This is a genomic window from Kitasatospora sp. NPDC022856, assembly GCF_055561235.1.
Window position 1 is genome coordinate 260672 of the sequence record NZ_JBVHHE010000006.1, and the last position, 13507, is coordinate 274178.

11 protein-coding genes are annotated in these 13507 nt (G+C 73.6%); 8 read left to right on the forward strand and 3 right to left on the reverse strand.

What is annotated here, in order from left to right; all coding sequences use genetic code 11:
- Positions 1 to 240 precede the first annotated feature (240 nt).
- Both ACZ34W_RS10135 and ACZ34W_RS10140 read right to left on the reverse strand, forming a co-directional pair.
- The gene (locus ACZ34W_RS10135; protein WP_465603087.1) at positions 241 to 1518 is read right to left on the reverse strand and encodes an MFS transporter; all 1278 of its coding nucleotides are present in this window, start codon (positions 1516 to 1518) and stop codon (positions 241 to 243) included.
- Positions 1519 to 1954: 436 nt separating this feature from the next.
- Positions 1955 to 3442 carry a potassium/proton antiporter gene (locus tag ACZ34W_RS10140; RefSeq protein WP_329489276.1) on the reverse strand — a complete coding sequence of 496 codons (1488 nt, stop codon included), beginning with the start codon at positions 3440 to 3442 and terminating at the stop codon, positions 1955 to 1957.
- 304 nt (positions 3443 to 3746) lie between these two features.
- On the opposite strand from ACZ34W_RS10140, the gene ACZ34W_RS10145 reads away from it, so the two are divergent.
- Entirely contained in the window at positions 3747 to 6458 is a 2712-nt protein-coding gene (locus ACZ34W_RS10145) for a penicillin acylase family protein (protein WP_465603042.1), read from the forward strand.
- Between the two features lie 77 nt (positions 6459 to 6535).
- Here the strand turns inward: ACZ34W_RS10145 and ACZ34W_RS10150 are convergent, their stop codons facing one another.
- The gene (locus tag ACZ34W_RS10150; protein ID WP_329489278.1) at positions 6536 to 7111 is read right to left on the reverse strand and encodes a 5-formyltetrahydrofolate cyclo-ligase; all 576 of its coding nucleotides are present in this window, start codon (positions 7109 to 7111) and stop codon (positions 6536 to 6538) included.
- 60 nt (positions 7112 to 7171) lie between these two features.
- Between ACZ34W_RS10150 and ACZ34W_RS10155 the strand changes: the two genes are divergently transcribed.
- The 7 genes from ACZ34W_RS10155 to sepX all read left to right on the forward strand — a co-directional run bounded on the left by ACZ34W_RS10155 (position 7172) and on the right by sepX (position 13440).
- A complete protein-coding gene (locus ACZ34W_RS10155; RefSeq protein WP_396488747.1) occupies positions 7172 to 8041 on the forward strand; it encodes a GGDEF domain-containing protein in 870 nt (289 codons plus the stop codon).
- Positions 8042 to 8092: 51 nt separating this feature from the next.
- Positions 8093 to 9013 carry a UTP--glucose-1-phosphate uridylyltransferase GalU gene (gene galU, locus ACZ34W_RS10160; protein ID WP_329489280.1) on the forward strand — a complete coding sequence of 307 codons (921 nt, stop codon included), beginning with the start codon at positions 8093 to 8095 and terminating at the stop codon, positions 9011 to 9013.
- Between the two features lie 26 nt (positions 9014 to 9039).
- The gene (gene glp, locus ACZ34W_RS10165; protein ID WP_465603045.1) at positions 9040 to 10386 is read left to right on the forward strand and encodes a molybdotransferase-like divisome protein Glp; all 1347 of its coding nucleotides are present in this window, start codon (positions 9040 to 9042) and stop codon (positions 10384 to 10386) included.
- Positions 10387 to 10559: 173 nt separating this feature from the next.
- The gene (gene moaC / locus ACZ34W_RS10170; RefSeq protein ID WP_380382281.1) at positions 10560 to 11000 is read left to right on the forward strand and encodes a cyclic pyranopterin monophosphate synthase MoaC; all 441 of its coding nucleotides are present in this window, start codon (positions 10560 to 10562) and stop codon (positions 10998 to 11000) included.
- A 41-nt stretch (positions 11001 to 11041) separates the two neighbouring features.
- Positions 11042 to 11545 (forward strand): MogA/MoaB family molybdenum cofactor biosynthesis protein, encoded by a 504-nt coding sequence (locus tag ACZ34W_RS10175; protein ID WP_329492221.1) that lies wholly within the window; start codon positions 11042 to 11044, stop codon positions 11543 to 11545.
- Positions 11542 to 12168: a GNAT family N-acetyltransferase gene (locus ACZ34W_RS10180; protein ID WP_329492222.1), complete on the forward strand. Its 627-nt coding sequence runs from the start codon at positions 11542 to 11544 to the stop codon at positions 12166 to 12168. Before ACZ34W_RS10175 ends, ACZ34W_RS10180 begins: the two co-directional genes overlap by 4 nt.
- A gap of 150 nt (positions 12169 to 12318) precedes the next feature.
- Positions 12319 to 13440: a divisome protein SepX/GlpR gene (gene sepX / locus ACZ34W_RS10185; protein WP_465603047.1), complete on the forward strand. Its 1122-nt coding sequence runs from the start codon at positions 12319 to 12321 to the stop codon at positions 13438 to 13440.
- Positions 13441 to 13507: the final 67 nt, after the last annotated feature.

Below are 13507 nucleotides of genomic sequence, written 5' to 3' on the forward strand. Positions count from 1 at the left end.
GCACTCTCGCCTGATGAGTGCTAACGATGGTCAATGATGCGGCATTCCGCTGGATCAGTCCAGCGACTCGAATGTGAGATGAGCCGGGGGCGCGCCGAAGCACCCGTTCCCCCGCCCGCCGGAAGCCGGCCGCCGAGGGCCGCCGCCCCGGCCCGGACCCGCCGCCCGACCGGCCGGACGCGTCCGACCCGACCCGACGCCGCCGGACGCCGCCCGACCCGTCGCCCCGAGCCCCGCCGCTCAGCCCTTCGCCGCCCCGACCAGCTGCGGAGCCGAGCCCCGCTCGTTCGCGCCCGCGACCACCGTGCTCGCCACGCCCGGCGCGATCAGCAGGTACCGCAGCGCGACCAGCGCGACCAGGCCGAGCCCGGCACCGGCCATCGGCACCAGGAACCCGGCCGACGGCCCGTGTCCGTCGATCAGCCGTCCGGCGACCGTGGACCCGGCCGCCAGGCCCAGCCCGATGGCACCGGTCAGCCAGGTGAAGGCCTCGGTCTTGGCGCCGTCCGCGACCAGCGTCTCGACCAGGGTGTACCCGGTGATCAGCGTCGGTGCGATGGCCAGGCCGCAGACCAGCCCGGCGACGGACAGCGCGACCAGGTTGGGCATCGCCCAGAGCGTCGAGCAGCCCACGACCAGCAGCGCGTAGCTGGCCAGCATCCGGTGCCGGGCGGCCCGGCGCCAGGCGACCATGCCGTACAGCACGCCGGCCAGCATCGAGCCGCCGGCGAAGATCCCGTACACGGTGCCGTTGGCGCCGGGCTGGCCGACCGACTCGGTGAACGCGGTGACCGACACCTGCATGGCGCCGAAGACGGTGCCGACGCCCAGGAACGCGCCGGCCAGCAGCCGGACGCCGGGGGAGGAGAGCGCGGAGACCCGGCGGACGCCGGGCTGGTGCGGGTGCCGGGCCGGCGCGGTGCGCCGCTGGGCGGCGAAGGCCAGTCCGCCGACCACGGTCAGCGCGGCCTCGGCGATCAGCCCGGCGGCGGGCGTGACCGAGGTGGCGATGGCGCCGGCGAGCACCGGGCCGATCACGAAGGTGAACTCGTCCGTCACGGACTCGAAGGCGAAGGCGGTGTTGAGCTTGGCGGCCGACAGCGCGGACGCCGAGCGTCCGCCGGCCGCACCCTCGGCGGAGAGCTTGGCGACCCAGCGGGACCGGACCATCGCGCCGACCTGCGGCACGCTGGCGCCGGCCGGGGCGGCGGCGAGGAAGAGGGTCCAGACCGGGGCGTGGCCCAGGGCCAGCGCGATCAGCGCGCCGACCGAGACCGCGTGCACGATCACGGTCGGGACGAGCACGGCGGCCTGGCCGTAGCGGTCGGCCAGCCGGCCGGTCTGCGGGCCGATGAAGGCCTGGGCGACGGCGGAGACCGCCGCGACGCTGCCGGCCGTGCCGTAGGAGCCGTGGGTGTCCAGCACCAGCAGGACGATGCCCAGGCTGAGCATCGCGTACGGGAGCCGCGCGGCGAAGGCGGGGGCCAGGAACGTCCAGGCCCCGGGGGTGCGCAGCAGTGCGCCGTACCCGACGCGGGCGGGTGCGCCCTGGTCGGTGGTGGCCCCGGTGCCCGGCCGGGTGTCCGGGAGCGTGTCGGTGGCCAGGGCGGCGCGGGTGTCCGCGGTGTTCTCGACCGTTCGGCGGGCCGTCACGGTCGTCCTTCCTGCTGCCTGGTAGCGCGGAAGGGGCATGGGGTGGCCCCGACGGCGCCGAGAGTCGTCCTCTCGCGCGTCGACCGGGGTAGTTACCGGGCCCGCCCGGCGTGGTTGCCGGGATCCGCGCCGCGGCCGCCGAGCGGTCGCGCCAACTCTGCTTCAGGCAGATGCTGGGGTGTTTCGATCGTTCTGCATATACGCGCGTAGATGACGCGCTACCCCCACCATACAGAGGACATCCAGATCTGTCCCGTCCATCGGAGGTGAACGCTGGACGAACCCCCCGTGGTCATCGCGGTCACCGCCGCCCGTACAGCCACCCCGCGAGCTTGCCGCCCTTGTCCACGGCCCGCAGCCGCCGCTCGGCGGCCTCGCTGACCTCGTCGGTGGTCACGACCAGCAGTTCGTCGCCGCCGCGCAGCACGGTGGCCTTGTCCGGAACGAAGCTGCTGCCCTCCCGGACGACCAGGGTCACCGCCGCGCCGGCCGGCAGCCGCAGCTCGCCGATCTCCACGCCGGACATCCTGGAACTCGGCGACAGCGCCACCGACAGCAGGTGTCCGTGCAGCTTCTCCAGGGGCGCGGACTCGATGCCGAGGTCCTGGCCCATCGAGCCCTCGGAGATCTTCAGCCACTTGGCGACCCAGGGCAGGGTCGGGCCCTGGAGCAGGGTGAAGACCACGACCAGGATGAAGACGATGTTGAAGACGTCGTGGGCCATCGGCGTGCCGGCCACCATCGGGATGGTCGCCAGCACGATGGGCACCGCCCCGCGCAGCCCGGCCCAGCTGAGCAGCGCCTGCTCGCGGCCGGGCAGCTTGAAGGGCGTCAGCGTGATCACCACCGACAGCGGCCTGGCCAGGAAGACCAGCACGGTGCCGATCACCAGCGCGGGCACCACGGCCGAGCCCATGGTCTCGGGGGTGCAGAGCAGGCCGAGCAGCACGAACATGCCGATCTGCCCGATCCAGGCCAGTCCGTCGGCGAAGCCGCGGACGGCGGGCCCGTGCGGCAGTTTGGCGTTCCCCAGGATGACCGCGCTGATGTAGACGGCGAGGAAGCCGGAGCCGTGCAGCAGCGCGCCGCCGGCGTAGGCGAGCACGGTGAGCGCCAGGACGGCGATCGGGTAGAGGCCGGAGGACGGCAGGGCGACGTGCTTGATCCCGAACGCGCCCAGCTTGCCGACCGTGAGGCCGACCGCGGCCCCGATGGCCAGCTCGGCGACGATCGTGCCGATCAGGACGTACCAGGAGTCGAGTTCACCGGTGGTGGCGAAGGCGACGACGAGGATCACCACGGGGGCGTCGTTGAAGCCCGACTCGGCCTCCAGGAGCCCGGTCAGCCGGTGCGGCAGCGGGACCATCCGCAGCACGGAGAAGACGGCGGCCGCGTCGGTCGAGGAGACGATCGCGCCGAGCAGCATGGACGTCCGCCAGTCCAGGCCGACCAGCCAGTGCGCGCCGGCCGCGGTCACGAAGACGCTGATCCCGACGCCGACCGTGGCGAGCACGGTGGCGGCCGGCATCACGGGTCTGACCTCGCGCCAGCTCGTCTTGAGACCGCCCTCGGCCAGGATGACGACCAGTGCGGCGTAGCCGATCACCTGGGTCAGCGCGGCGTTGTTGAAGGCGAAGCCCAGGCCGTTCTGGCCGAGGGCGACGCCGATGCCGAGGTAGATCAGCAGGCTGGGCAGCCCCGACCGGGTCGAGATGCGCACGGCGACCACCGCGACCAGCAGGATCACGGAGAATTCGAGGAGCAGCCGGTTCAGGTGGTCGACATTCACGCAGGGGCACCTCGGGCAGGCTGGGGGCGGGCGGGGTGTCTGGTGGCGGTGAGGCCGGGGGGAGCCGACCGGCCGGGGGCGATTGCTCCGCTAGCGGATCGTTACTCAGTCTAACATTTTGCCATATCTTTAGCTTCACCGTTCACACGGGTCCCTTCCCACCCTCCGCTGACCTCGTCCGATCCCACCGTGAACGTCCCCCGTGCACGCCCGCCAGTGGACTCGGCCTAATGTGGTCCCCTGTCATGGCCGTGTGCCCTGGACATGCCCGCCCGTCCCCCAGTCGAGGACCGCAAGGACCCAGATGCCCCGCTCGAAGAAGTTCCGGCGCGCCCGTCTGATCGTGATCGTGCTGGTCGTGCTGCTGGTGGCCGGCGCCGGCTACGGCGGCTACCGGGGGGTGGCCGCGGTACGCGCGTCCTTCCCGGAGGTCGACGGCAGCGTCAAGGTGGCGGGCCTGAGCGCGCCGGTCGACGTGAAGCGGGATGCCAACGGCATCCCCCAGCTCTACGCCGACACCCCGGAGGACATCTTCCGCGCCCAGGGCTACGTGCAGGCGCAGGACCGGTTCTGGGAGATGGACGTCCGACGGCACATCACCGCGGGCCGGCTCTCCGAGATGTTCGGCGACAGCCAGGTCGAGACCGACTCCTTCATCCGCACCATGGGCTGGCGCGACGTGGCGCAGAAGGAGTTCGACTCCCAGCTGTCGCCCGAGACCAGGAAGTACCTCCAGGCGTACGCGGACGGCGTCAACGCCTGGCTCGGCGAGCACCCCGGCGGCGCGAGCGCCTCGCTGGAGTACAGCCTGCTCGGGGTGGTGAACGGCGACTACAAGCCGGAGCAGTGGGCCCCGGTCGACTCGGTGGCCTGGCTGAAGGCGATGGCCTGGAACCTCTCGGGGAACCTCCAGGAGGAGATCGACCGCTCGCTGCTCGCCCAGGACTTCAGCCCGGAGAAGATCGCCGAGCTGTACCCGGAGTACCCGTACGCGCGCAACGGCACCATCGTGAAGACCGGCACCGTCTCGGGCGACGCGTACCGCCCGGCGGACGGGGCCGCCCAGTCCGGCCCCACCACGGGCACCGCGCAGGGCGCGGCCGCGACCAAGGCGATGTTCAAGGACGTCACCGACCGGATCGACGCGATGCCGCAGCTGCTCGGCCGGCAGGGCCAGGGCATCGGGTCCAACTCCTGGGTGGTCGCCGGCTCGCACACCACCACCGGCAAGCCGCTGCTGGCCAACGACCCGCACCTCGGCCCCGGCCTGCCGTCGGTCTGGTACCAGATGGGCCTGCACTGCCGCACCGCCTCGCCCGCCTGCCAGTACGACGTCTCCGGCTTCACCTTCGCCGGTATGCCGGGCGTGGTGATCGGCCACAACAAGGACATCGCCTGGGGCTTCACCAACCTCGGCGCCGACGTCACCGACCTCTTCCTGGAGAAGGTCACCGGCCCGGAGACCTACCTGGTGGACGGCAAGGAGGTGAAGTTCACGTTGCGCAAGGAGACCATCAAGGTGGCCGGCGGCGAGGACCGCACCATCACCGTCCGCACCACCCAGACCGGCGCCCCGCTGATCTCCGACCAGAGCACCGAGCAGCAGAACGTCGGCAAGTACGCGCCGAACGGCGCCTCCGCCCCGGACCGCTCGACCAGCGGCTACGGCGTGGCCCTGCAGTGGACGGCGCTGGAGCCGGGCAAGACCATGGACGCCGTCTTCGCGCTGGACCGCGCCAAGGGCTGGGACGACTTCCGGGCCGCCGCGAAGGACTTCGCCGTCCCCGCGCAGAACCTGATCTACGCCGACGCCGAGAACATCGGCTACCAGGCCCCGGGCAACATCCCGGTCCGCGGCAAGGGCGACGGCGGCTACCCGGCGCCGGGCTGGGACTCTTCGTACCAGTGGAAGGGCGCCGTCCCCTTCACCGCCCTGCCCTACAGCCGCAACCCGGCCGCCGGCTACATCGTCACCGCCAACCAGGCCGTGGTCGACCCCTCGTACAAGTACCTGCTGACCAAGGACTGGGAGTACGGCACCCGGGCCAAGGAGATCACCGACCAGATCGAGGCCAAGCTCAGGAACAACGGCAAGATCTCGCCGGACGACATGCAGGAGATGCAGCTCGACAACACCAGCATCCTGGCCAAGACGCTGGTCCCGATGCTGCTGAAGGTGCAGATCGACGACCCGTACGTGCGCGAGGCGCAGGACCTGCTGAAGGACTGGAATTTCCACCAGGACGCCGACTCGGCCGCCGCCGCCTACTACAACGGCGTCTGGCGCCAGCTGCTCAGCCTCTCCTTCGGCCAGAAGTTCCCGGCCGACCTGCGCGCCGAGGACAACTGCCTGCTGGTCCGCCGGCAGACCGACCCGACCAAGCCCGACAGCCGCACCCAGATCGTCACCGAGTGCGGCACCCGTGACCCGGGCAAGGCCCAGCCGGACGGCGGCGACCGCTGGACCGAGGTGGTGCGCCAGCAGCTGGCGAAGCCCGACAGCAGCTGGTGGACGTACATCGACTCGGACCACCACGAGCAGAAGGGCCTCGACAACCTGCTCGCCGAGGCGATGAAGAATGCCCGTCAGGACCTCACGGCGCTGCTCAGCAAGGACGTCTCCACCTGGAGCTGGGGCCGTCTGCACACCCTGACGCTGCGCGAACAGACCCTGGGCAGCGACGACTCCTCGATCGCCTCCGGCTTCGTCCGGCGACTGCTCAACCGCGGCCCGTACCGCCTCTCCGGCGGCTCCGGCGCGGTCGACGCGGCGGGCTGGAACGCGGCGGCGGGCTACCAGGTGGACTGGATCCCGTCGATGCGGATGGTCGTCGACCTGAGCGACTTCGACGCCTCGCGCTGGGTGAACGTGGGCGGCGCCTCCGGGCACGCCTTCCACGACAACTACAACGACCAGACCGACCTCTGGCTCAAGGGCAAGCTGCTGACCTGGGCCTATTCACCCGACGCGGTCGAGAAGTCGGCCAAGCACAAGCTGGTGCTGACCACCGGCTGAGCACGTCCGGCCCGCACGGCACGGCGGCCCCGCCCCTCGGACCCCGAGGCGCGGGGCCGCCGTCGTCACCGAGGGCGTCACCCCAGCCGGTGCGGCCCGGACGGGGTGAGGGCGAGGTCCACCGGCAGGTCGTGCGGCTCGGCCGGCACGCTCGCCAGCAGCTCGTGCTCGTAGAGCAGCACCGCCAGCAGCGGTCGCGCCCCGGCCCGCCCGAGCCGGGCCAGCACCCGGTCGTACGAGCCGCCGCCGCGGCCCAGCCGCAGCCCCCGCCGGTCCACCGCCAGGCCGGGCAGCAGCACCAGCGACGCCGTGGTCACGGCCTCCGGCCCGAGCCGGCCGCCGACCGGCTCCAGCAGCCCGCGCCCGGCCGGCGCCAGCGCCTGCGGCCCCTCGTACTCGGCCCAGTCCAGGTCGTTGTCGGCCAGCAGCACCGGCAGCAGCACCCGGACCCCGCGCGCCAGCAGCGCGTCCAGCAGCGGCCGGGTGCCCGGCTCGCTGCCGACCGACACGTACGCGGCCACGGTGGCGCCAGGCTCGGCCAGCGCGCCGGCGTGCCCGGCCAGGGCGAGCGCCGCCCGCTCCCGCTCCACCGCCACCAGCGCCCGCCGTTCGGCCAGCAGCCGTGTCCTCAGCGCGCTCTTCTCGTTGTGCATGGGATCCTCCACAGCTCTGTGCCCGTGACGTCCAGAGCCTGACACGCGGAAGGCGCCCCGATGTCGACCCCGCTGCTGCTCCAGGCCCTGGCCGCGCTGAGCGCCCCGGCGCTGGCCGGCGCCGCCGTGTTCGGCCTGCGGCTGCGCCGGGCCGACGGCGCCGCCGCCGACCGCGAGGCCCGGCTGCGCGAGCGGGTCGCCGAGCTGGAGGCCCGCTGCGCCGAGCTGGAGCGCACCGCCTCCTGCGACCCGCTCACCGGGGTCTGGAACTACCGCCACCTGCAGCTCACCCTGGACCGGGAGATCGAGCGCGCCCGCCGGGCCGAGCAGGCCGACCAGCAGGACGGCCCGCACCCGCTGGCGGTCCTGCTGCTGGACATCGCGGGCTTCGACCGGGTGATCGCCGAACACGGCCGGGCCCGGGCCGACGCGATACTGCGCGACCTCGCCCAGCGGCTCGGCATGGAGATCCGCCGCTCCGACACCCTCGGCCGGTACAGCGGCGAGGTCTTCCTGATCGTGCTGCCGGACACCGGCGCCGCGGGCGCGGCACACGTCGCCGAACGGCTGGTCTGGTCGGTCCGCCGCCACCTGCTGCTGGACTGGTCCTCCGGCCCGCGCGAGGGCCGCCGCCAACAGGGCAACGGGCTCACCGCCGCGGTCGGCGTGGCCGTGCTTCCCGAGGACGGTACGCATGCCGCCGTCCTGCTCCGGGCCGCCGACCGGGCCCTGGCCGAGGCCCGCGACGCCGGCGGGGACTGCTGGCGCGAAGCCGCCTCCTCCCGGCCACTCAGCGGCTCCGCTGCCGAGCGTGACCGTTCGGAAAACCCGGGTAGTCTGTCGCCCTGTGCCGGAGAGGACCCCCTCACCTCACCCGGCGCTTCCCCTTTGCCTGCCACCTTGGCCGGGCCCAGCGACGTGCTGTCATAGCCGGTCAACCGCGCTCGGCCGGGCGTAAACATGCCTTAGTAAGGTAAACGCATGACGACGATCAGCTCCCGAATTCCGGTAACCAAGGCCGTGGTCCCCGCGGCCGGACTGGGTACGCGCTTCCTCCCGGCCACCAAGGCCACTCCGAAGGAGATGCTGCCTGTCGTCGACAAGCCGGCGATCCAGTACGTCGTCGAGGAGGCGGCCTCCGCCGGGCTGTCCGACATACTGATGGTCACCGGCCGTAACAAGCGGGCGCTGGAGGACCACTTCGACCGCGCCTACGAGCTGGAGGAGCTGCTCGCCCGCAAGGGCGACCAGGACCGGCTGCGCCGGGTGCGCGAGTCCGTCGACCTGGCCAACATGCACTACGTCCGCCAGGGCGACCCGAAGGGTCTCGGCCACGCCGTCTCGGTCGCCGAGCAGCACGTAGCCGGCCAGCCCTTCGCCGTTCTGCTCGGCGACGACCTGATCGACCCGCGCGACCCGCTGCTCGCCCGCATGATCGAGGTCCAGCAGGAGCTCGGCGGCTCGGTCGTCGCCCTCATGGAGGTCGACCCCTCGCAGATCCACCTGTACGGCTGCGCGGCCGTCAAGGCCAACGGCTTCGGCGAGGACGTCTTCCAGGTGACCGACCTGGTCGAGAAGCCCGAGACCGCCGACGCGCCGTCGAACTACGCCGTCATCGGCCGCTACGTGCTCGACCCCTCGGTCTTCGACGTGCTGCGCGAGACCCCGCCCGGCCGCGGCGGCGAGATCCAGCTCACCGACGCCCTGCGCGAGCTGACCACCCGCGACGCCGAGAGCGGCGGCCAGGTGCACGGCGTCCTCTTCAAGGGCCGCCGCTACGACACCGGTGACCGCGCGGACTACCTGCGCGCTATCGTCCGTCTGGCCTCCGAGCGCGAGGACCTGGGCCCGGAGTTCCGCTCCTGGCTCCGTGAGTTCGTCGCCTCCGAGCTGCAGGACTGACACGCCGACAGAGAGCGAGAGCGCCGATGACCGGGTCCACGGAGAACCGTCCCACCCCCGCCGCAGCCTGCTGCGACGGATCCGCGGACCCGGCACCGGCCGCCCGGCCGGCCCGGCTCTGGACCGTCGACGAGCACCTCGCCGACGTGCTGGCCGCGGTCGGCCCGCTGCCCGCGATCGAGCTCCAGCTGCTCGACGCCCAGGGCTGCCGGCTCGACGAGGACGTGCTCGCCGGCGGTGACCTGCCGCCCTTCGACAACAGCTCGATGGACGGCTACGCCCTGCGCACCGCCGACACCGCCGGAGCCACCGCCGAGTACCCCTCGGTGCTCTCGGTGGTCGGCGACATCGCCGCCGGCGCCGCCGAACTGCCCAGGGTCGGCCCCGGCCAGGCCGCCCGGATCATGACCGGCGCCCCCGTCCCGCCCGGTGCCCAGGCGGTCGCCCCGGTCGAGTGGACCGACGGCGGCAGCGGCACCGGCCGGGCCGCCGACGCGATGGGCGCCCCGGTCGAGGACGAGGAGGTCCGGGTGCTGCGCCCGGTCTCCGAGGGCGCCCACGTCCGCCGCCGCGGCAGCGACGTCACCGCCGGCGACCGGGTCCTGGAAGCCGGTACCCGGCTCGGCCCCACCCAGATCGGCCTGCTCGCCGCGATCGGCCGGGGCACCGTCCGGGTCCGCCCCCGCCCGCGCGTGGTGGTGCTCTCCACCGGCAGCGAGCTGGTCCAGCCCGGCGAGCCGGTCGGCCCCGGGCAGATCGCCGACTCCAACAGCTTCACCCTCACCGCCGCCGCCCTGGACGCCGGCGCCATCGCCTACCGCGTCGGCGGGGTGCCGGACGACGCGGACCGGCTGCGCGCCGTCCTGGAGGACCAGCTCGGCCGGGCCGACCTGATCGTCACCAGCGGCGGCGTCAGCGTCGGCGCGTACGACGTGGTCAAGGAGGTCTTCGAGTCCTACGGCGGGGTCGACTTCCGCCGGCTGCGGATGCAGCCCGGCAAGCCGCAGGGCTTCGGCCGGATCGGCGACGGTGCCGGCGTCCCGCTGCTGGCCCTGCCCGGCAACCCGGTCAGCGCCTACATCTCCTTCGAGCTCTTCGTCCGCCCGGTGATCCGCACCATGCTCGGCGCCGCCGACGTCCACCGCCCGGTGGCCCGGGCGGTCTGCCCGGTCGCGCTGCGCTCGCCCGCCGGGCGGCGGCAGTTCCTGCGCGGCCGGTACGCGGCGGCCGACGGCGTGGTGGAGCCGGTCGGCGGCGCGGGCTCGCACCTGGTCGGCGCGCTGGCCAGGGCGGACTGCCTGATCACGGTGCCCGAGGAGGTCACCGAGCTCGCCGCCGGCAGCGAGGTGGACGTCGTCCTGCTCGGCGGCTGAGCGGTCCCGGCGACCGGGCCGTCCCGTCCGCCGACACGGCCCGTCCCACGCCCCGGCCGGAGCGAGGAGTACGGTAGCGCGGTATTCGATCTGCGCGCCCCCTGGAGCCACCCGTGACCGCCTCACCCCCCGGCGACCGCCTCACCCATGTCGACGACCAGGGCGCGGCCCGGATGGTCGACGTCTCCGAGAAGGCCACCACCGCGCGCACCGCGGTCGCGGCCGGCCGGGTCAGGGTCGCCCCCCGCGTGGTCGAGCTGCTGCGCGGCGAGGGCGTGCCCAAGGGCGACGCCCTCGCGGTCGCCCGGATCGCCGGGATCATGGGCGCCAAGAAGACACCGGAGCTGATCCCGCTCTGCCACCCGATCGCGGTCTCCGGGGTGAAGGTCGAGCTCTCCGTCACCGACGACGCGGTCGAGATCACGGCCACCGTGAAGACCGCCGACCGGACCGGCGTCGAGATGGAGGCGCTCACCGCCGTCGCGGTGGCCGGGCTCACCGTGATCGACATGGTCAAGGCCGTCGACAAGGGCGCCGCCATCGAGTCCGTCCGGGTGCTCAGCAAGACCGGCGGCAAGAGCGGCGACTGGTTCGCCGCGGGGAGCCCGGAATGACCGCGCCGGACGCGGGGGCGCCGGTCACGGGGGCGCCGGCGATGAGGGCGCTGGCCGTCACCGTCTCCAACCGCGCCTCGGCCGGCGTCTACGCGGACCGCGGCGGCCCGCTGCTGGTGGCCGGCCTGGCCGCGATGGGCTTCACCGCCGACGGCCCCCGGGTGGTGCCGGACGGCGAGCCGGTCGAGGCGGCCCTGCGGGAGGCCGTCGCGGCCGGGTACGACGTGGTGCTCACCACCGGGGGCACCGGCATCTCCCCGATGGACCTCACCCCCGAGATGACCGCGCGGGTGATCGACCGGCAGATCCCCGGCATCCCCGAGGCCATCAGGGCGTACGGCCGTGAGAAGGTCCCGACCTCCGCGCTCTCCCGCGGGCTCGCGGGCCTCGCCGGCCGTACCCTGATCGTCAACCTGCCGGGCTCGACCGGTGGCGTCAGGGACGGCCTGGCCGTCCTGGAGCCGCTGCTCGCGCACGCCGTCGACCAGCTCGGCGGCGGGGACCACCCCCGGCCCGACGCACCTGCTTCCGGGAGAGCGCACTGAACGCCGGCTGGCCGGTAGAACTCCACGAGGGGGACGTCGCGCTGCGCCCGATCCGGGGCCGGGACCAGCGGGAGTGGCAGGAGGTCAGCCGCCGCAACCGGGACTGGCTGCGGCGCTGGGAGGCCACCGTGCCGCCCGGCCCGGCCGGCCGGGGCACCGGCCCGCGCCCGACCTACCGGCAGATGGTCCGGTTCCTGCGCGGTGAGGCCTCGGCCGGGCGGATGCTGCCCTTCGTGGTGCTCCACCAGGGCCGGCTGGTCGGCCAGCTGACCGTCGGCGGGATCACCTGGGGTTCGATGTGCTCGGCCAACGTCGGCTACTGGATCGACGAGGCGGTGGCCGGCCGGGGCATCATGCCGGCGGCCGTGGCGCTTTCGGTGGACCACTGTTTCACCACCCTGGGCCTGCACCGGATCGAGGTCTGCATCCGGCCGGAGAACGGACCGAGCCGCCGGGTGGTGGAAAAGCTCGGGTTCCGCTCGGAGGGAATGCGGCCGCGCTATCTGCACATCGACGGCGACTGGCGCGACCACCTGGTGTACGCGCTGACCGCCGAGGAGGTTCCCGAGGGGATGCTGGAACGCTGGCGGACGCTCAGTTCGGCGCGGCGCCCGCGTAATTGAATATATGTTCGAACCAAATATCGATATGGCATCGGCGTGGCGACGGACGGGCACAAATACCGGCAAAATAGTCGGAGAATCAGCTTGATCACACGACACGCCGTGCCAAATTGCTGCCGTGCCTTCCCCGGCGCCCGTACGGTGTGAAACGTGAGCAGTAGCGGCCTTATCTACGCCGTCATCGTAGGGGCCTGGGCCGCCTATCTGGTGCCGATGTGGCTCCGCAGGCAGGACGAGCTCAACGAGGCGCGCCCGACGGAACGCTTCAGCACCGCCATCCGCCTGCTGGCCGGGCGTTCGGCGCTGGAGCGGCGGGCGGCCCGGGCCCTGGGCGACGAACCGCGTGACGACGAGCAGAGCGACGACGGCCCTCCCGTACGGGACGAGGCCGCCCCGGGCGACCCCGGCGCCGGTCCCGACGGCGATCCCGGTGCCGACCGCGCGGGCGGTCCGGGTGCCGACCGCGACGGCGGGACCGCGCCGGAGCCGGAGCGGCTGCCGGAGGCGGAGCCGGAGCGGCCCGTGCTCCGCGCCCCCGAGCGCCCAACCGGTGCGCGCGGCGGGATCGAGCCCCGGGCTCGGCTGCTGGCCCGGCGCCGCCGGATGGTCACCGTCCTCTTCCTGGCCTTCGCCCTCGGCGCGGTCGTCGCGGCGGTGTCCGGCCTCGCCTTCCTCTGGGTCCCGGCCGTGCCGGCGACCCTGCTGACCCTCTACATCGGCCACCTGCGCAAGCTGGAGCGGCTGCGGTACGAGGTGAAGATCGACCGGGTCCGGGCCGCCCAGGCCGCCGAGCGGCTGCGCAAGCGCGAACAGCAGCGTGCCGAGGCCGGCCCGGCCGAGGAGGCGCCGGAGCGGGCCCCCGAGGCCGCGGAGCCGGCCGGGCGCGGCCGCTCGCACCTGCGGCTCGCCACCGACCGCGACCGGGCCCCGGAGTCGGCGGGTCCGGCGTCCGCCTCGGCACTGGCGGAGGCGACCGAGCACGAGGAGTGGGTCGACGGCATGCGCGAGCGCGGCGCGGCCGGTCCGGACTCCTGGGAGCCCGTGCCCGTCCCGCTGCCGACCTACGTCACGGCTCCGGTGGCGCCCCGGGTCAGCCGGGGCCTCGACCTGTCGGCCCCCGGTACCTGGACGGCCGGCCGGCCGGCCGAGGCCCGGACCGGAGAGGTCCGTACCGGGGAGGTCCGGGCGACCGAGGCGCGCAACACCCCGCTCTTCGACCAGTACGCCGAGCCCGCCGCCACCGAACCCCGCCGGCGCGCCGCCAACGAGTGACCGCCCGGGGGTGCTCCGGCACCCCCGGTCGTCCGCTCCTCCGGGGGTGGTCACGAGCCCCCTCCGA

Excerpts from the sequence above, each read along its gene's own strand:
- ACZ34W_RS10145 (WP_465603042.1), top strand. The coding sequence starts at position 3,747 with ATGCCCCGCTCGAAGAAGTTCCGGCGCGCCCGTCTGATCGTGATCGTG.
- ACZ34W_RS10150 (WP_329489278.1), bottom strand. The coding sequence starts at position 7,111 with ATGCACAACGAGAAGAGCGCGCTGAGGACACGGCTGCTGGCCGAACGG.
- ACZ34W_RS10155 (WP_396488747.1), top strand. The coding sequence starts at position 7,172 with ATGTCGACCCCGCTGCTGCTCCAGGCCCTGGCCGCGCTGAGCGCCCCG.
- galU (WP_329489280.1), top strand. The coding sequence starts at position 8,093 with ATGACGACGATCAGCTCCCGAATTCCGGTAACCAAGGCCGTGGTCCCC.
- glp (WP_465603045.1), top strand. The coding sequence starts at position 9,040 with ATGACCGGGTCCACGGAGAACCGTCCCACCCCCGCCGCAGCCTGCTGC.
- moaC (WP_380382281.1), top strand. The coding sequence starts at position 10,560 with ATGGTCGACGTCTCCGAGAAGGCCACCACCGCGCGCACCGCGGTCGCG.
- ACZ34W_RS10175 (WP_329492221.1), top strand. The coding sequence starts at position 11,042 with ATGAGGGCGCTGGCCGTCACCGTCTCCAACCGCGCCTCGGCCGGCGTC.